This window comes from Corallococcus sp. CA053C (assembly GCF_003611675.1).
Classification (GTDB): domain Bacteria; phylum Myxococcota; class Myxococcia; order Myxococcales; family Myxococcaceae; genus Corallococcus.
This window is the reverse complement of record NZ_RAWA01000146.1, coordinates 1-20,416: the sequence shown is the minus strand read 5'-3', so window position 1 is coordinate 20,416 and position 20,416 is coordinate 1. Positions and strand designations below refer to the sequence as shown.

Genomic DNA, 20,416 nt, shown 5'->3' with positions numbered 1-20,416 from the left:
GTGGGGGATGAAGCGCTCGGCGCTGAGGGCGGGCTGGCCGAGGTAGCCCCAGGCGAGGCCTTCGCTGGCGAGGAAGAGCTCGCCGGGGACGCCGATGGGCACCGGACGCAGGTGGGCGTCGAGGACGTAGGTGCGGGTGTTGGCGATGGGCCGGCCGATGGGCGGACGGGTGCCATCATCCCGCGCGGTGGCAGCCACCGGGGTGAAGGTGGCGACGACGGTGCTCTCGGTGGGGCCGTAGTGGTTGAAGAGGGTGGTGGGCACGGAAGCCGGAGGGCCGTGGTGCAGGGCATCGCCGCCCGTCAGCAGGGCGCGCAAGGCCATGGGACGGGGCCACTCTTCACGCAGCACGGCCTCGGCGAGAGGCGTCGGCATGAAGCAGGTGGTGATGGCTTCCGTGGCCAGCCAGCGCAGCAGTTGCGAGGGCTCGGCGCGCACGGCATCCGGAGGCACGACGAGGCTCGCGCCCGAGGCGAGCGAAGGCCACACCTCCCAGGTGGACGCGTCGAAGGCCACTCCCGCGGTGAGGGCCGTCTTGTCCGAAGGCGCCAGGGCGTAGGTGCGCTGGTGCCAGGTGACGAGATTCATCAACCCCCGGTGGTGCACGGCGACGCCCTTGGGGCGCCCCGTGCTGCCCGAGGTGTAGATGACGTACGCGAGGTCCTCCGCGCCCACGGTCTGCACCGGCAGTGGTGCGCGCTGCTCAGCGACTTCCGCCTCCAGCGAGAAGACGCGAGTGGAGAGGGTGGGCAGTGAGGCGCGCAGATGCTGCTGGGTGAGGAGCACGGAGGCGGCGCTGTCCTCCAGCATGAAGGTGAGCCGCTCGGGAGGGACACCCGGAGCGATGGGCACGTACGCCGCGCCCACCTTGAGGGTGGCCAGCAGTCCAGCCACCAACTCCGGGGAGCGCTCCGCCAGCACGGCCACGCGGTCTCCGCGCGAGACACCGGCCGCGTGAAGCTGCACGGCGAGCTGGTGGGCCCAGGCCTCAAGGCCCGCGTAGGTGACGCTGCGCTCGCCCATGCGCACGGCAACGGCGTCGGGCGCGCGGCGGGCCTGCTCCGCGACGACGTGGTGGATGCAGGTGTCGCTCGGGAATCCGACGTCCGTTGCATTCCACTCGACGAGCAACCGCTGCTGCTCTGTGGCCGTCAGCAGGGGCAGCGAGGCGATGGCGGCCTCCGGCTGTGCGGCGATGGCCTCCAGCAGGACGCCGTAGTGGCCCATCAACCGCTGGACGGTGGCGGCGTCGAAGAGGTCGCTGCTGTACTCGAGGAAGCCGGTGAGGCCCTGGGGCACCTCGAAGAGTGTCAGCGCCAGGTCGAAGCGGGCGGAGTTGCCTTCCAGCGGGACGGGCTGGAAGGAGAGGCCCGGGACGCGCAGGGCTTCAGCGGGCGCGTTCTGCAGGACGAACATCACCTGGAAGAGGGGGCTGCGGCTCAAGTCACGCGAGGGCTGGAGGACTTCCACCAGCTTCTCGAAGGGGACGTGCTGGTGCTCATAGGCCGCGAGCGTCGTGCCGCGCACCTGGGCGAGCAGCGTGCGGAAGGAGTCCCGCGGCTGCATCCGAGCCCGTAGCACGAGCGTGTTGACGAAGAAGCCGATGAGGCCTTCGGCTTCGGTGTGCGTACGCCCCGCGATGGGCGAGCCCACGGAGACGTCGTCCTGGGCGGAGTAGCGCGACAGCAGCAGCTGGAAGGCGGACAGCAGCAGCATGAAGGGCGTGGCGCCCTCGCGCTGGGCAAGGCCTCGAAGAGAGCGGGTGAGGGCCGCGGGGATGTTCACTGGCACCGTGGCGCCGCGCCGGGACTGCACGGGCGGGCGCGGACGGTCCGTGGGCAGCTCCAGCGCGGATGGCGCTCCGGCGAGATGGTGCTTCCAATAGCCCAGCTGCGTCTCCAGCACCTCTCCCTGCAACCACTGGCGCTGCCACGCGGCGAAGTCCGCGTACTGCACGGGCAGCGGCGGAAGAGAGGGCTCCTGGCCTGCGCTGAAGGCCGCGTAGCTGGCGGCCAGCTCCTTCACGAGGACGCCCATGGACCAGGCGTCGGAGACGATGTGGTGCATCGTCACGAGCAGGACGTGCGCCTCTTCTGAAAGCCGCAGCAGCGAGGTGCGCAGGAGCGGCCCGTGGACGAGGTGGAAGGGCTGACGGGCTTCGCGGGTGGCGAGCCGCAGTGTCTCCGCTTCGCTCGCGGCTGCGTCCAGGGCGGACAGGTCTTCCACTGGGAGGGCCCACGTGGCTGGCGCGTGGATGCGCTGGAAGGGCTGGCCTTCCTGCTCGAAGAAGGTGGTGCGCAGGGCCTCGTGGCGCGCCACCAGCGCCTCGAAGGCGCGGCGCAGGGCCTCCACGTCCAGGCGCCCCGAGAGGCGCAGTGCGGCGGGGAGGTTGTACGACGCGTCATCGGGCGCGAGCTGATCCAGGAACCAGAGGCGCTGCTGCGCGAAGGACAGGGGCTGGGGTCCTTCCGTCCGCGTCGGGGTGAGGGGCGGCAGGCGTGCCGCGGTGCTGGCCTGCTGCACCCGCTCGGCGAGCCTGGCGACGGTGGGCGCTTCGAAGAGCGCGCGCAGCGGCAGTTCCACATCGAGCGCGGCGCGCACCCGGGCTACCAGTTGCGTGGCAAGCAACGAGTGCCCGCCCAAATCAAAAAAGTTGTCCTCCGCCCCCACCCTGGCCACGCCCAGCACCTGGGCCCACACCTGCGCCAGCAACTCCTCCGTCGGCGTGCGCGGGGCCACGAAGTGCGCCGTCTCCTGCGCTCCGTCCGGCGTTGGCAGGGCCTTGCGGTCCACCTTTCCGTTCGGCGTCAGCGGCAGCGCGTCCAGCACCACGAAGGCCGCCGGCACCATGTACTCGGGCAACTGCTCGCGCAGGAAGTCACGCAGCTGCACGCTGGTCGTGCCCTCCGGTGCCACCACGTACGCGATGAGGCGTCGCGGGTTCTCGCGCACCAGCACCACCGCCGTGCGCACCGCCGGGTGCTTGCCCAACACTGACTCGATTTCGCCCAGCTCCACCCGGAAGCCACGCAGCTTCACCTGCGTGTCCGCGCGCCCCAGGAATTCGATGTTCCCGTCCGCCAGGTACCGCGCCCTGTCCCCCGAGCGATACAGCCGCGAGCCCGGTGCCCCGTGGGGGTTCGGCACGAAGCGCTCCGCCGTCAATTCGGGACGGTGGCAGTACCCGCGCGTCACGCCCTCGCCGCCGATGAACAGCTCACTCGCAACACCTGCCGGCACCGGCCGCAGCGCCGCATCCAGCACGTACATCCGCACGTTCGCGAAGGGCTTCCCAATCGGCACCAGCCGGTTGTCTCCCGCTTCCAGTGTGTCGCTTTCGAACCACGTGCTGTCGATGGTGGTCTCGCTGATGCCGTACGAGTTGATGAGACGCGTCCCCTCGCCAATCACTCCCCGGATGCGCTGGTACTCATTCACGTACCAGGCGTCGGAGCCGGCGATGAGCACCTTCATCGACTCCAGCCGCTGGCCCGTCTCCTCCAGGTGCTGCAACAGTCCGCGCAGCACCGCCGGGACGAACTCCGCGCAGTCGACGGCTTCCGCCTCCATCAACGCGTGCAGCTTCTTCGGCTCCAGCAGCCACTCGCGCGGGCAGAGCACCAGCTTGCCGCCCGAGCACAGGGCTCGCGACAAGTCGCCGCCGAAGACGTCGAAGGAGAAGCTCGCCATCTGCAGGTGGCTTCGGCACTGCTCCTTCAGCGCGTAGCTTCGCTCCCAGCCCAGGTACGCATTCGCCCAGTTGCGGTGCGACACCATCACGCCCTTCGGCGTCCCCGTGCTCCCGGAGGTGAAGACGACGTACGCCAGGTTCTCCGGCTGCGCCGTCCGAGCAGGCGCTTCGGTGGAGAGGCCCGCGCGTGAGGGGGCCTGGGCGTCCAGCAGGTAGCGCGGGAGGCCCGGGGCCTCCACCGTGCCCTCCAGCGATTGCTGCGTCAGCAGCAGGGACATGCGTGACGCGGAGACCATCATCGCCAGGCGGTCCGCCGGGTAGGACGGATCCAGGGGCACGTAGGCGCCGCCCGCCTTGAGGATGCCCAAGAGCGCCACCAGCAGGCGCGGCGTGCGCTCCAGGCACACGCCCACCAGCACCTCGGGGCCCACACCCAGGCTTCGCAGGTGGTGCGCCAGCTGGTTCGCCTGCGCGTCCAGCTCGCCGTACGTCAGGGCCGCTGCTCCCGGGGCCACCACCGCCAGCGCGTCCGGCGCCAGGCGTGCCTGGGCCGCGAAGCGCTCCGCGACCCCCAGCTCCGCGGGCAGCGCCACGTCGGTGTCGTTCCACTCGACGAGCACTTGCTGGCGCTCGGCGTCGGTCAACAGCGGGAGCCGCGTGGCCGTCTCGTCCGGACGGGTGACCGCACCCTCCAGCAGCACGCGCAGATGCCCGGCCATGCGCGCCACGGTGGGCGCGGTGTAGAGATCGGTGGCGTACTCCAGGTAGCCCTTGAGGCCGTGCTCTGTCTCCAGCACCTGGAGCGTCAGGTCGAACTTCGCCGTGTGCGTGTCGAGCTCCAGCGCCTCCAGCTTCACGCCTTCCACGACGGCCGCGCCCCGGAAGGACGCCTGGAACGTGAGCATCACCTGGAAGAACGGCGTGCGTCCCTGGATGCGCTCCGGACGCAGCTCCTCCACGAGCCGCTCGATGGGCAGATCCTGGTGCTCCTGGGCCCCCAGCACCCTGTCCCGCACCTGACGCAGAAGGGAGCGGAAGGACGCGCTGCCTTCCACCTGCGTGCGCAGCACCTGCACGTTGACGAACAGGCCGATGAGCCCCTCCACCTCCCCGCGCGTCCGGCCCGCCATGGGCGAGCCCACCGTCACGTCCTCCTGGCCCGTGTACCGCGACATCAACACCTGCCAACCCGCCAGCAGCACCATGAAGAGCGAGGCGCCTTCCTGCTGCGCCAGCGTCTTCATCGCGTCCATCAGCTCGCGCGGCAGGTGCACATCGTGTCGGGCTCCCCGGCCATCGCGGATCGCGGGGCGGGGCAGGTCGGTGGGCAGCTCCAGCGCGGAGGGCACCCCGGCCAGCTGCTGCTTCCAGTAACCGAGTTGCTTCTCCAGACGTGGGCCCTGGAGCCACTCGCGCTGCCACACGCCGAAGTCGGCGTACTGCACGCCCAGCTCCGGCAGGGCCGCGGGCACTCCGCGGGCGAACGCGCCGTAGAGCAGCGCCACTTCGCGCACGAGCAGCGTCATCGACCAGCCGTCGGAGATGATGTGGTGCAGCACCACCACGAGCAGGTGCTCCGTTGGCCCGGACGTCAGCAGCAGTGCGCGCAGCAGCGGACCCCGGGCCAGGTCGAAGGGCCGGGCCGCCGCCTCGCGCGCCAGGCGCCACGCCTCGTCCGGTGCCGCGCCCGTGAGGTCGCTCCGCTCCAGCGTGAGCACCGGTTCGGGAGCGATCACCAGGACGGGCCCGGAGGCGTCTTCACGGAACGTGGTGCGCAGCACCTCGTGCCGACGCACCACCTCGCGCAGTGAGCGCTCCAGCAGGTCCACCGCCAGCGGGCCCTCCAGGCGCACCGCCATGGGTACGTTGAACAGGGGGCTGCCCGGCGCGAGCTGATCAATGAACCACATCCGCTGCTGCGCGAACGACAGCGGCAGCGGGCGCGAGCGGTCCTGGAGCGGGATGAGCCCGCGCACCGTGTTTCCAGGGGCCGCCTTCTGCGCGGCCATCTTCTTCAAAAGCTCGGCGCGTTTTTCCGGTGAGAGGTTCGCGATCCGCTTCGACAGCTCGTTGCTCATCTCGTGTACTCCGCACTCGGGGACGCCACGCGCGAGCGACACCCGGGGCGACGGGCTCGCGAGAACTCCGACCTGCTTCATTTGCCGGTTTGACGCCCTGCGCCGCTCTCCCGGGAGAGACGCGAGGGTGGGTCAAATTCACGGTGATTAGATTATTCCGTCGGCGAGCGGCCTGTCATGGGGGCGTCCCGAGGCCCGCCCGAATGGATCCAGGTATTTGCCGGATTGCTCTGCTCCCATGAAGGCAGGGAAGGAAGGACGTCGGATGTCCTCCCGAGCGACACCGGCCCCCACGTCGCCGCCTCGAATGAGGGGGGAGCGGCCGAGCCTGGTGCGCCAGCACGGCCTGCTCTGGGTGCCCTGGAGAACGCCCAGGCTGAGCCTGGGCCAGGGGCGCCATGAGGACGGGGCGGCCCGGTGGAAGGATCCCCTCCACCTGGCTCCCCCGCGCCTTCACGAGTTCAGCTTCCCGTGGATTCCCGTGGGGCAATGACAGACACGCGGGCGAGGGCTTCGCGCAGGCGTTGGACGAGGGGCTCGAGGTGCGGGTCCTGCATCAGCGCATGGTGGCTGCCAGGGACGTCGAGCACTTCCAGGCCGCCGCGCACCAGGCCCTCCCAGCCGCGATGGCGGGGGAGGGGGGCGACGGACTCGCTGGCGCTCAGCAGCAGGGCGGTGCCGTCATAGGGCTTGGGCACGTAGTGCTCCAGGGCGAGCAGGTTGGCTTGGAAGACGCGGAAGAGGGCGCGCAGCTGGGCGGGGCCGGACTGTGTGTCGAGGATGCGGGCGCGGAGGCCTTCCTCCAGCAGGGCGCCGAGCATCGCGTCGTCGTCACCCTTCGCCAGTGCGTCGTCCGTGAGTGTGGGCGCCTGGCCGAAGGCGGACGCCGTGGCGTGGGCGAAGGCGATGCGGGCCCTGGCGTGGGCGGAGTACTCCGAGGAGGGCTTCGTCAGGCCGGGGACGTGCGCGTCCACGAGGGCGAGCAGGTCCACCGCCTCGCCTTCCTCGCGCAGTCGTCGGGCCATCTCGTAGGCGACGACGCCGCCCATGGACCAGCCTCCGAGGAGGTAGGGCCCCCGCGGCTGCACCGTGCGCAGGCCGTCGAGGTAGAGGGCCGCCATCTCCTCGATGGTTTGCGCGACGGGGCGTCCGTCGAGGCCTCGGGACTGGAGGCCGTAGACGGGCTGGGAGGGCCCCAACCGCCGTGCCAGCTCTCCGTAGGCGAGGACGTTGCCGCCACCCGGGTGGACGAAGAAGAGGGGGCGTCGTCCCGGCTCGCCCTTCTCCAGGGGCACCAGGGGCGTCCACTCCTGGGCCTCCTCGCGCAGCACCCTGGCGAGGTGCTCGATGGTGGGCTGCTGGAAGAGGACGGAGAGGGGAAGGCTCTGGCCGAGGCGCTCGCGCACGGCGGCCACCATGCGCACGGCGAGCAGGGAGTGGCCGCCCAAGTCGAAGAAGCTGGTGCGCACGCCCACGGAGCGAAGGCCCAGGACGTCTTCCCAGATGCGGGCGAGCTGCATCTCCAGCGCGTCGCGCGGGGCGACGAAGTCCTTCGCTTCGGCTTCGCGCACGTCCGCTTCCGGCAAGGCCTTGCGGTCGACCTTGCCGTTGGCGTTGAGGGGCAGGGCCTCCAACACCCGCAACATGGAAGGCACCATGTACTCGGGCAGGTGCTGCTTGAGGTGTGCCTTGAGGGCGTCGACGTCGAGGGCGTGGCCCTCGCGCGCGGTGACGTAGCCGACGAGGCGCTTGTCCCCGTCGCTTCCACGCGCGACGACGACGGCCTCGTTGACGCCAGCGGCGGCGCGCAGGGCGGCTTCGACTTCACCCAACTCGATGCGGAAGCCGCGCACCTTCACCTGGAAGTCCACGCGGCCGAGGAAGTCGAGCGTGCCGTCCTCCAGCCAGCGCGCCTTGTCACCCGTGCGGTAGAGCCGCTCACCGGCCGTGGTGGCGAAGGGATGCGGGACGAAGCGCTCCGCGGTGAGGTCGGGCCGGTGCAGGTAGCCCCAGGCGAGGCCTGGGCCACCGACGTAGACCTCACCCGCGACACCCACGGGCACCGGGCGCAGGTGCGCGTCCAGCACGTAGGCCGTGGCGTTGGAGATGGGGCGGCCGATGGAGACGGAGCCATCCACCACCGTGTGGCGGTGCATCGACAGCGTGGTGGAGAAGGTCGTGTTCTCCGTGGGGCCGTAGCCGTTGATGAGGACGGCGCCTTCGGGAAGCCGTGAGAGATGCTCGCGGACCCGGGCAGCGGGCAGGACATCGCCTCCTGCGAGAAGCTGGCGCACTCCTGCCAGGGCTTCTCCCTGGTGCAGGGCCATCTGCTCGAAGAGGGCCGCCGTCAGCCACAGCGATGTCACGCGGTGGTGACGCAGTTGCACGGCCAACTCCTCCAGGGTGAGGGCATGGGGAGGCGCGAGGACGAGCTTCGCGCCGTGCAGCAGCGCCCCCCAGATTTCGAGCGTGGAGGCGTCGAAGGCCACGGGGGCGAACTGGAGCCAGACCTCGCCAGGCCCGAAGCGCATGAAGGTGCTGCCGAGCACCAGCCGGGTGATGCCCCGGTGCGGCACGCAGACTCCCTTGGGACGCCCCGTGGAGCCAGACGTGAACATGACGTAGGCCAGCGACTCGCCATCCACGTGCACGTCAGGCGCGTGCGTGGGCAGGGCCGCGAGGACGTCCTGCTGCGCGTCCAACCAGACGCGGGTGCCAGTGGCGGGCAGCAGGTGCGCGAAGGGCTGGTGCGTGAGGACCACCTCCACATCCGAGTCCTCCAAGAGTGCGGCGATGCGGTCCACCGGGGCATTGCGGTCCACGGGGACGAACGCGGCGCCGGCCTTGAGGATGGCAAGGAGCGCGACCACCAACTCGAAGGATCGCTCAACGGCGAGGCCCACGCGGGCACCGGGCGCGATGCCGAGGGCGCGCAGGTGGTGGGCCAACTGGTTGGCGCGGGCATCCAGTTGGGCGTACGTCAGCGTGGTTTCGCCCAGGACGAGGGCCACGGCGTCGGGAGTTTGCTGGGCCTGGCGCGCGAAGTGGACATGAACAGGGACGTCCACGGGGCTGGCAACAGTGGTGTCGTTCCACTCCACCATCAGACGCTGACGCTCTTCGGGGGAGAGCAGGGGCAGCTCGGCCACGGACTGCTCGGGCTTCGCGGCCACGGCTGCCAGCAACGTGCGCAGGTGGGTGGCCATCCGCTCCACGGTGCTCCGCTCGAACAGGGCGGTGCTGTACTCCAGCACGCCCTGCAATCCGTCCGACGTCTCCGAGAAGAAGGCGCTCAGGTCGAACTTCGACGTCGTGTGCTCGGAGGAGAGGCCCTGGAGGCGCAGGCCCGGCAGCCGTACGTCCTCGGTGGGCACGTTCTGGAGCGTCAGCAACGTCTGGAAGAGTGGCGTGTGGCTGAGGCTGCGCGTCGGGTGTAGCACCTCCACGAGCTTCTCGAAGGGCACGTCCTGGTGCTCATACGCTTCGAGCACCGTGCCACGCACCTGCTGGAGCAGCGCACGGAAGGACTGGCCGTCTTCCACCTTCGCGCGCAGCACGAGCGTGTTGACGAAGAAGCCGATGAGGCCTTCCGTCTCCGCCCGGGTACGGCCCGCGATGGGCGAGCCGACGGTGAGGTCCTGCTGGCCTGTGTAGCGCGAAAGCAGCGCCTGCCAGCCCGCGAGCAGCACCATGAAGAGCGAGCCGCCCTCGTGATGGCCCAGGTTCCGCAGCTTCTCACTCAACTCACGCGGAAGGGTGAAGCCGAACGTCGCGCCCGCGGTGCCGCGGACCGCCGGACGCGGCCGGTCGGTGGGCAGCTCCAGCACGGCCGGCGCACCGGAGAGCTTTCCTTCCCAGTAGGCCACTTCACGTTGCAGGGCTTCGCCGCTGAGCGTGCGGCGCTGCCATGCGGCGTAGTCGGCGTACTGCACCGGCAACTCCTGGAGGGGCGAGGGCCGCCCATCGGCGAACGCGGCGTAGAGCGCGCTCACCTCTCGCACCAGCACTCCGAGGGACCAGCCGTCGGAGATGATGTGGTGCATGTTGACGATGAGCACGTGCTCGCGCTCCGTGAGCTTGAAGAGCAGCGTGCGCACGAGGGGGCCCGCGCGCAGGTCGAAGGGCCTGCGCATCTCCTGCTCCATGCGCGCCCGCGCTTCGGCTTCCCGCTGCGCGGCTTCCACCTCCGAGAGGTCCACGAGTCCCAGGGGCAGGACGACTTCCGGATGGATGATCTGCACAGGACCGCCGTCCACCTGCGCGAACGTGGTGCGCAGGGCATCGTGACGACGCATGACTTCCTGGAGCGCCCTTTCCAACACGTCCGTGCGCAGGGCGCCGTCCAGCCGCACCGCCACGGGCATGTTGTAGAGGGGGCTGCCGGGTTCGAGCTGATCAATGAGCCACAGGCGCTGCTGCGCGAAGGACAGCGGCAGCGGGCCTTCATGCGAGACGCGCGTGAGGGCCGGGGCGCTGGTGCCCGTGAGGCCGGCCAGTCGACCCGCCAGTCCTTCCACCGTCGGTGACTCGAAGAGCGCGCGCAGGGGCAACTCCACGCTCAACTCGGCGCGCACGCGCGACACCACCTGGGTGGCGAGCAGCGAGTGGCCGCCCAGTTCGAAGAAGGAGTCCCGCACGCCCACCTGCGGCACCCGAAGCACTTCAGCCCAGATGGCCGCGAGCTTCGCTTCAGTCTGCGTGCGCGGTGCGAGGTAGCTGCTCCCCGACTGGGGTGCTTCGGGCTCCGGCAATGCCTTGCGGTCCACCTTGCCATTGGCGTTGAGCGGCAGGGCTTCCAGCACCACCACGGTGCCGGGGACCATGTACTCGGGGAGGCCCTGACGCAGCTGTGCCTTGAGCGCTTCGGCCTCCACGGTGCCGCCGGCCTTTGGCACGACGTAGGCGACGAGGCGCTTGTCGGCGGCTTCGCCCTTCGCCACCACCACGGCGTCCTTGATGGACGTCACCCGACGGAGCGCGGATTCGACTTCGCCCAATTCAATGCGGAAGCCGCGGACCTTCACCTGGAAGTCCACGCGGCCGAGGTACTCCAGTCGCCCGTCCTCACGGTACCGGACGCGGTCGCCCGTGCGGTACATGCGGCTACCTGGAGGGCCGTAGGGCTCCGGGACGAAGCGCTCCGCGGTGAGGTCCGGCCGCAGCAGGTAGCCACGGGCCTGGCCTTCGCCCGCGAGGTACAGCTCACCGGCAACCCCTACGGGCACGGGCTGGAGCGTGGCGTCGAGGACGTAGGCGCGCGTGTCCGGCAGAGGCCGGCCGATGAGCGGCACCTCCTCGCGCCCCACCAGTGAGCCCGTCGAGTACGTCGTGTCCTCCGACGGGCCGTAGAGGTTGTAGAGCTTCTCCACGGAGGGCACGGCGTACACCTGCTTCGCCAGCGTGTCCGGCAGCGCTTCTCCCGCGAGGTTGATGACTTGCACTCCGGCCGGCACCGCACCCAGGCGCACCAGTTGGGCCATGGCGGAGGGCACGGTGTTGATGAGCGTCACCTCGGACGCAGTGGGCAGCTCCGGCAGGTGCAAGGCATTGCGTGCCACCACCACCGCGCCTCCGCTGGAGAGCGGGGCGAACAACTCAAACACGGACAGGTCGAAGTTGAGGCTGGTCGCCGCGAGCACGCCCTTGAGTTCCTCGGGCGAGTACGTCGCCAGGGCCCAGTGCAGGAAGGCCACGGCGTTGCCCTGGGAGATGGCGACGCCCTTGGGGCGGCCGGTGCTGCCTGAGGTGTAGATGAGGTAGGCGAGGTGGCCGGGGAGCACGTCCACCGCGGGGGCCGTGGTGGGCTGAAGTGCCAGCTCCGTGTCCGTGTCCAGGCACACCGGCGTAGCGGAGTGCTCCGGCAACGAAGGCAGCAGGTGCGAATGCGCCACCAGTGCTGGCCCTTGCGCGTCCTCCAACAGCCAGCCCAAGCGCTCACGCGGATAGCTGGGGTCGAGCGGTACGTAGGCACCACCGGCCTTGAGGATGCCGAGGGCTCCAATGACGAGGTCCTCGGTGCGCTCCACGCACAGGCCGACGCGGACTTCGGGGCCGACGCCCAGGCCGCGCAGCCGGTGCGCGAGCTGATTGGCCCTTGCGTCCACTTCCCGGTACGTCAGGCGCCGTTCCGGGGTGATGACCGCCACGGCGTCAGGCGTGCGCTGCACCTGCGCCTCCACCAGCGCGGCAATGCTGGACTCGCGCGGAGAGGACCCAGGGGTTGGGTTCCACTCGACGAGGAGCTGACGGCGCTCCGCTTCGGTGAGCAGCGGCAGGTCCGCGAGCTGGGTGTCCGGCTTCGCCGCGATGGCCTCCAGCAGCACGCCGAAGTGGCCCGCCATGCGCTCGAGGGTCGAGGCGTCGAAGAGGTCCGTTGCGTACTCCAGCGTCCCCATCATCCCTGCCTGCGCGTCCCGCAGCGCCAGGGTGAGGTCGAACTTGGCGAAGTGCGCTTCCAGCGGCAGTGACTGCATGGACAGGCCCGGCAGGCGCAGCACCTCATTGGGTGTGTTCTGGAGGACGAACATCGCCTGGAACAGCGGGCCACGGCTCAGGTCGCGCGTGGGCTGCACCGCCTCGACGAGCTTCTCGAACGGCAGGTGCTGGTGCTCATAGGCCGCGAGCGTGGTGCCGCGCACCTGGGCCAGCAGCTCACGGAACGTCGCCTGGGGCTTCAGGTGCGTGCGCAGCACCAGCGTGTTGACGAAGAAGCCGATGAGGCCCTCGGTCTCCGCCTGGGTGCGACCCGCGATGGGCGAGCCCACGCTGATGTCGTCCTGCGCCGAGTAGCGCGACAGGAGCACCTGGAAGGCCGCGAGCAACGTCATGAAGGGGGTCGCGCCCTCGCGCTGGGACAAGGCCTTGAGCGCGTCGGACACGCTGGCGGGGATGCGCACGGCCACCGTGGCGCCGCGGTGCGACTGCACGGGCGGCCGCAGGCGGTCGGTGGGCAGCTCCAGCGCGGCCGGCGCGCCCGTGAGCTTCTCCTTCCAGTAACGGATCTGCGCGTCCAGCGCTTCGCCCTGGAGCCACTCGCGCTGCCACGTGGCGAAGTCGGCGTACTGCACGGGCAGGGACGGAAGGTGCGCCGTGCTGCCCGTGGTGAAGGACTGGTAGAAGGCCGCGACCTCGCGGACGAGCACGCCCATGGACCAGCCGTCGGAGACGATGTGGTGCATCGTCACCAGCAGCAGGTGCTGCTCTTCGCCCAGCCGCACCAACGTGCTGCGCAGCAGCGGGCCGGCGGAGAGCTGGAACGGATGGCGTGACTCTTCGTCGGCCAGCCGCCGGGCCTCTTCCTCCCGCCGTGCTTCGGGCAGGGTGGAGAGGTCCACGAGCGGCAGCGTCCAGCCGGTGGGGGCGTGGATGATCTGCGTGGGCTGGCCCCGGTGCTCGTGGAAGGTGGTGCGCAGGGCCTCGTGGCGTTGGACGAGGGCCTCGAAGGCTCGGCGCAGGGACTCCAGGTCCAACTGGCCCGTGAGCTGGAGCGCGGTGGGCAGGTTGTAGGACGCGTCCCCGGGCTGGAGCTGATCCAGGAGCCAGAGCCGCTGCTGCGCGAAGGACAGCGGCACCGTGGCGGCGCGCGCCGCGACCATCTTCTTCGGAGCCGAAGCGGTGCTGGCCTGCGTGGCGTCAATGCGCTGCGCGAGGGTGGCCACGGTGGGCGCCTCGAAGAGGGCACGCAGGGGCAGCTCGCGACGGAAGGTGGAGCGCACGCGCGAGACGAGCTGGGTGGCCAGCAGCGAGTGGCCCCCGAGCGCGAAGAAGTCGTCATGGACGCCGACGCGCTCCACGCGCAGCACCTGCGTGAAGAGGGCCGCGAGCTGCTCCTCGGTGGGGGTGCCTGGCGCGACGTACCGGGTGCCGAGTTCGGTGCCCAGCGGTGCGGGCAGGGCCTTGCGGTCCACCTTGCCGTTGGTGTTGAGGGGCAGGGCCTCCAGCACGAGGAATGCGGCGGGCACCATGTACTCGGGCAGGTGTTGCTTGAGCCAGGCCTTGAGGGCGTCCGCCGTCGGCGCGGTGTCCACGCTGCCGTCCGAGAGCACCACGTAGGCCACGAGGCGTTTGTCGCCGGGCACGTCCTCGCGTGCCAGCACCACCGCTTCGTGTACTTCCGGGTGCTGGAGCAACGTCGCTTCGATTTCGCCCAGCTCGATGCGGAAGCCACGCACCTTCACCTGGAAGTCCGCGCGGCCCAGGTAGTCGACCATGCCGTCGGCCCGCCACCGCGCGACATCGCCCGTGCGGTACAGCCGCGCCCCTGGAGTGGTGGAGAACGCGTCCGGGATGAAGCGGTCCGCGGTCAGCTCCGGCCGGCCGAGGTAGCCACGGGCCACGCCTTCGCCGCCGATGAAGAGCTCGCCGGAGACGCCCGCGGGCACCGGGTGGAGGTTGCGGTCCAGGACGTAGACGCGGACGTTGGGCAGCGGCCGGCCGATGGTAGGCGTGGGCGAGGCGTCGAACGCGCACACGGTGGCGTCCACCGTGCACTCGGTGGGGCCGTACACGTTGAAGACGCGCATGCGCTCATTCGCCGCGAGGTGACTCCAGGTGGCGGGGTCCACCGCTTCGCCGCCCACGAGGACGCGGCTCGGAATGGACTCGCGTGCGAGCAGGCCTTCCTCCAACAGGAGACGCAGGTGCGCGGGCGAGCAGTCGAGGACGTCCAGCGCGTCCTGGCCGATGCGCTTCACCAACTCCCCTACGTCCGCGCGTGCCTCGTCCGGGACGATGCAGAGCGTATGGCCATCCAGCACCTGGATGAGCTGCTTGACGGAGGCGTCGAAGGACAGCGGTGCGTTGACGCTGACGCGCTCCGCCTTCTTGGCGTCGGCGTGGACGGTGCTCGAAAGCGCCAGGCGGAGGTTCAGCACGGAGCGGTGCTGGATCATCACGCCCTTGGGGCGGCCGGTGCTGCCGGAGGTGTAGATGATGTAGGCCAGGTGCTCCGGCGAGACACCGGTTACAGGCGCCACGTCGGATTCGCGGGCGAGGTCCGCGGCGTCCGAATCGAGGCACAGGTCGTGCGCGGTGTGCGGCGGCAGGGTGTCGCGCAGGTGCTGCTGGGTGAGGACCACCGGCGCGCCCGTGTCCTGGAGGACGTGGGCGAGCCACTCGCGCGGGTAGCTCGGGTCGATGGGGACGTAGGCCCCACCGGCCTTGAGCGTGCCGAGGATGCCGACGAGGGCCTCCACGGAGCGCTCCACGCAGAGCACCACGCGCACGTCCGGGCCGACGCCGAGCGCCTGGAGGCGATGGGCCAGTTGGTTGGCGCGCGCGTCGAGTTCCCGGAAGGTGAGCTGCTCATCACGGCACACGACGGCCAGCGCCTCGGGCGTGAGGCGGGCCTGGGCGGCGAAGGCGTCGTGGATGCAGGTGTCGCGCGCGAAATCGGCACGCGGACCGTTCCAGTCCACGAGCAACTGCTGGCGCTCCGGAGCGGTGAGCAGCGGCAGGTTCGCGAGCGTCGTGTCCGGCTTCGCGGCGATGGCCTCCAGCAGCACACCCAGATGGCCAGCCATGCGCTGAATCGTCGAGGCGTCGAAGAGATCCGTGGCGTACGTCAATGAGCCGACGAAGCCCTGGGGCGACTCCTGCAAGGTGAGCGTCAGGTCGAACTTCGAGGAGCTCGTGGCCACGTCGACGGACTGGAAGGACAGCCCGGGGATGCGCAGTGCTTCCGTGGGCGCGTTCTGGAGTGAGAACATCGCCTGGAAGAGCGCGCTTCGGCTCAGGTCGCGCGCGGGCTGCACCGCTTCGACAAGCTTCTCGAAGGGCAGGTGCTGGTGCTCATAGGCCGCGAGCGTGGTGCCTCGCACCTGGGCCAGCAGCTCTCGGAAGGTCGCCTGGGGCTTCAGGTGCGTGCGCAGCACCAGCGTGTTGACGAAGAAACCGATGAGGCCCTCCGTCTCCGCCTGGGTGCGGCCGGCGATGGGGGAACCCACGCTGATGTCGTCCTGCGTGGAGTAGCGCGACAGCAGCACCTGGAAGGCCGCGAGCAACGTCATGAAGGGCGTCGCGCCTTCACGTTGAGACAAGGCCTTGAGCGCGTCGGACACATTCGCGGGGATGCGCACGGGGACCGTGGCGCCGCGGTGCGACTGCACGGGCGGCCGCGGGCGGTCCGTGGGCAGCTCCAGCGCGGGAGGCGCTCCGGAGAGCTGCAGCTTCCAGTAACCGATCTGCGCATCCAGCGCTTCGCCCTGGAGCCACTGGCGCTGCCACGTCGCGAAGTCCGCGTACTGCACGGGCAGCGGTGCGAGCGACGGCGTCCGGCCCGTGCTGAAGGCCTCATAGAGCGCCGCCAACTCGCGGATGAGGACGCTCATGGACCAGCCGTCGGAGACGATGTGGTGCATCGTCACCAGCAGCAGGTGCTCCTCCTCGCCGAGTCGCACCAGCGAGGAGCGCAGGAGGGGACCCGTGGCGAGGTGGAACGGACGGCGCGCCTCCGTGGCCGCGACGCGCTGGGCCTCCGCCTCACGCTCCGATTCGGGCAGGGACGACAGGTCGATGAGGGGCACGTCCCAACCCGACGGAGCCTGGATGCGTTGCGACGGTTCCTCGTGCGCGTCGGAGAGCGTGGTGCGCAGGGACTCATGGCGCTGGACGAGCGACTCGAAGGCGCGGCGCAGCGCCTCCACGTCCACTCGCCCTGTCAGCCGGAGGGCCGTGGGGATGTTGTACGAGACGTCTCCGGGCTGGAGCTGATCAATCAGCCACAAGCGCTGCTGAGCGAAGGAGAGCGGAAGGACTCCTTCGCGCGAAGTCGGACGTAGCGGCGGTGCCTGGTGCGGAGAGCGCCGGGCGCTTTCGAGCCTCGTCCCGAGCGCTTCCACCGTGGGGGCCTCGAAGAGGGCTCGCAGCGGGAGCTCCACGCCGAAGGCCGTGCGCACGCGCGAGACGAGCTGGGTGGCCAGCAGCGAGTGCCCGCCGAGCGCGAAGAAGTCGTCGTGGATGCCGACGCGCTCCACGCGCAGTACGTCCGAGAAGATGGTGGCCAGCAGCTCCTCGATGGCGGTGCGCGGGGCGACGAAGGCGGAGGCGCGCGGGGCGTCACCTGGCTCGGGCAGGGCCTTGCGGTCGACCTTGCCGTTGGCGTTGAGGGGCAGCGCTTCGAGGACGAGGAGCGCGGAGGGCACCATGTACTCGGGCAGGTGCTGCTTGAGGCCTGCCTTGAGGGCGTCCGTGTCCAGGGCGTGGCCTTCGCGTGCGGTGATGTAGCCGACGAGGCGCTTGTCTCCCGTGGCGCCCTTCGCAATGACGACAGCCTCGTTGACGCCGGGGGCGGCGCGCAGGGCGGCTTCGACTTCACCCAACTCGATGCGGAAGCCGCGCACCTTCACCTGGAAGTCCACGCGGCCGAGGAAGTCGAGCGTGCCGTCCTCCAACCAGCGGGCCTTGTCGCCCGTGCGGTAGAGCCGCTCACCGGCCGTGGTGGCGAAGGGATGCGGGACGAAGCGCTCCGCGGTGAGGTCGGGCCGGTGCAGGTAGCCCCAGGCGAGGCCGGGGCCACCGACGTAGACCTCGCCCGCGACGCCCACGGGTACCGGGCGCAGGTGCGCGTCCAGCACGTAGGCGGTGGCGTTGGAGATGGGACGGCCGATGGACACCGGGCCGTCCACTACGGTGTCCCGGTGCAGGGACAGTGTGGTGGAGAAGGTCGTGTTCTCCGTGGGGCCGTAGCCGTTGATGAGGACGGCGCCTTCGGGGAGCCGTGAGAGATGCTCGCGCACCCGGGCGGCGGGCAGGACATCGCCTCCTGCGAGAAGCTGGCGCACTCCTGCCAGGGCTTCTCCCTGGTGCAGGGCCATCTGCTCGAAGAGGGCCGCCGTCAGCCACAGTGACGTCACGCGGTGGTGACGCAGCTGCGCGGCCAACTCCTCCAGGGTGAGGGCATGGGGCGGAGCGAGGACGAGCTTCGCGCCGTGCAGCAGCGCGCCCCAGATTTCAAGCGTGGAGGCGTCGAAGGCGACGGGGGCGAACTGGAGCCAGACCTCGCCGGGCCCGAAGTGCATGAAGCTGCTGCCGAGCACCAGGCGGGTGATGCCCCGGTGCGGTACGCAGACGCCCTTGGGCCGGCCCGTGGAGCCGGACGTGAACATGACGTAGGCGAGCGACTCGCCGTCCACGGTTACATCCGGCGCATGCGTGGGCAGTGAGGTGAGGACCGCCTGCTGCGCGTCCAGCCAGACGCGGGTGCCAGTGGCGGGCAGCAGTGAAGCGAAGGGCTGGTGGGTGAGGACCACCTCCACATCCGAGTCCTCCAAGAGCGCGGCGATGCGGTCCACCGGGGCATTGCGGTCCACGGGGACGAACGCGGCACCAGCCTTGAGGATGGCGAGGAGCGCGACCACCAGCTCGAAGGACCGCTCGACAGCGAGGCCCACGCGGGCACCGGGCGCGATGCCGAGGGCGCGCAGGTGGTGGGCCAGTTGGTTGGCGCGGGCGTCGAGCTGGGCGTACGTGAGCGTGGCATCGCCGACGACGAGGGCCACGGCATCAGGCGTCCGGTGGGCCTGGCGCGCGAAGTGGACGTGGACGGGGACGTCGGTGGGACTGGTAACGGCGGTGTCGTTCCACTCCACCAGCAGACGCTGACGCTCTTCGAAGGAGAGCAGGGACAGCTCGGAAACGGACTGCTCGGGCTTCGCGACGATGGCTTCCAGCAACGTGCGCAGATGGGCAGCCATCCGCTCCACCGTGCTCGGCTCGAACAGCGCCGTGCTGTACTCCAGGTCTCCAACGAAGCCTTGCGGCGAGTCCTGCAACGTCAGGGTGAGATCGAACTTGGCCGAACGGGTCTCGTTCGCCACCCGGCGGAAGGAGAGCCCTGGGATGCGCAGGTCTTCGATGGGCGTGTTCTGCAGGGTGAACATCACCTGGAAGAGCGGGCTGCGGCTGGGGTCGCGCACGGGCTGGAGCGCTTCCACCAGCTTCTCGAACGGCAGGTGCTGGTGCTCGTAGGCGGCAAGCGTGGTGCCACGCACCTGGGCGAGCACCTGCTGGAACGAAGCCTCCGGCGACATCCGCGTGCGCAGCACGAGCGTGTTGACGAAGAAGCCGATGAGGCCCTCGGTCTCCGCCTGGGTGCGGCCCGCGATGGGAGTGCCCACGCTGATGTCCTCCTGCCCGGAGTATCGCGACAGGAGCACCTGGAAGGCCGCGAGCAACAGCATGAAGGGCGTGACGCCTTCACGGCTGGCGAGCCCCTTGAGGGCGTCGGTGGTCGCTTGCGGAATCTGGAGCGAGAGGGCCGCGCCTGCGTGGGATTGGATGGGCGGGCGCGGATGATCCGTCAGCAACTCCAACGCGAACGGAGCGCCCGCGAGCTGTTCCTTCCAATAACCCAGCTGCGCGTCCAGCGTTTCGCCCTGGAGCCACTGGCGCTGCCACGTCGCGAAGGACGCGTACTGCATGGGCAACGGGGGAAGGGACGGAGCGACGCCCTGGGTGAAGGCCGCGTAGAACGCCACCAGCTCGCGGACGAGCACCCCCATGGACCAGCCGTCGGAGACGATGTGGTGCATCGTCACCAGCAGCAGGTGCTCTTCCTCGCCCAACCGCACGAGGCAGGTGCGCAGGAGCGGACCGTGCTCCAGCGGGAACGCCTGACTTGCATCCTCCTCGACCTTGCGGCGGGCCTCGGCTTCCCGCTGCGCCTCGGGCAGCGCGGAGAGGTCCACGACCGGCAACGTCCACGCTTCAGGGGCGTGGATGTACTGGGTGGCTCGACCCTGGTTCTCACGGAAGGTGGTGCGCAGGGATTCGTGACGGGTGACCAGCGCTTCGAAGGCGCGGCGCAGGGACTCCACGTCCACGTGGCCCGTCAGCCGCAGGGCCGTGGGGATGTTGTACGACGCGTCGCCGGGGCTGAGCTGATCCAGGAACCAGAGGCGCTGCTGCGCGAAGGACAGCGGCGGCGGACCCTCCATGCGGATCCGGGTGAGGGGCGGCAGGCGCGTTGCGGTGCTTGCCTGCTGCAACCGCTCTGCGAGCGCGGCGACGGTGGGCGCTTCGAAGAGGGCACGCAGCGGTAGCTCCACGCCCAATGCGTTGCGCACACGCGAGACGAGCTGCGTGGCCAGCAGGGAGTGACCGCCGAGAGCGAAGAAGTCGTCGTGGATGCTGACCTGCTCGCGGCGCAGGACGACGGCGAAGACTTCCGCGAGCTTCTCCTCGCTGGGGTTGCGAGGCGCGATGAAGTCCGAGAGGGGCGAGGTGTCGGGAGCGGGCAGTGCCTTGCGGTCCAGCTTGCCATTGGCGTTGACGGGCAGCGCTTCCAGGACGAGGAAGGCCGAGGGCACCATGTACTCGGGCAGCCGCTCCTTGAGGAACGCGCGCAGCACGGCGGTGTCCACCTGCTGCCCCGGGACGGGCACGAGGTACGCGACGAGGCGCTTGTCGCCGGGGACGTCTTCACGCGCAAGGACGACGGCCTCATGCACGGAGGCATGCGCGAGGAGCGAGGCTTCGATTTCGCCCAGTTCGATGCGGAAGCCGCGCACCTTCACCTGGAAGTCGAGCCGCTGGAGGTAGTCCAGCTGGCCGTCCGCACGCCAGCGCACGACGTCGCCCGTGCGGTAGAGGCGGGCACCGGGCGTGGAGGCGAAGGGGTGGGGGATGAAGCGCTCCGCGCTGAGCGCGG

General features: G+C 70.2%; 2 protein-coding genes. Both read right to left on the bottom strand.

Annotated elements, in window-relative coordinates; all coding sequences use genetic code 11:
- Positions 1-5,769 (bottom strand): non-ribosomal peptide synthetase (locus D7V97_RS20155; protein ID WP_120612274.1); only part of this gene is annotated, 5,769 nt, incomplete at its 3' end.
- 461 nt (positions 5,770-6,230) lie between these two features.
- Positions 6,231-20,416, bottom strand: a 14,186-nt coding sequence (locus D7V97_RS20150) for a non-ribosomal peptide synthetase (protein ID WP_147444890.1), incomplete at its 5' end; no start/stop codon positions are given.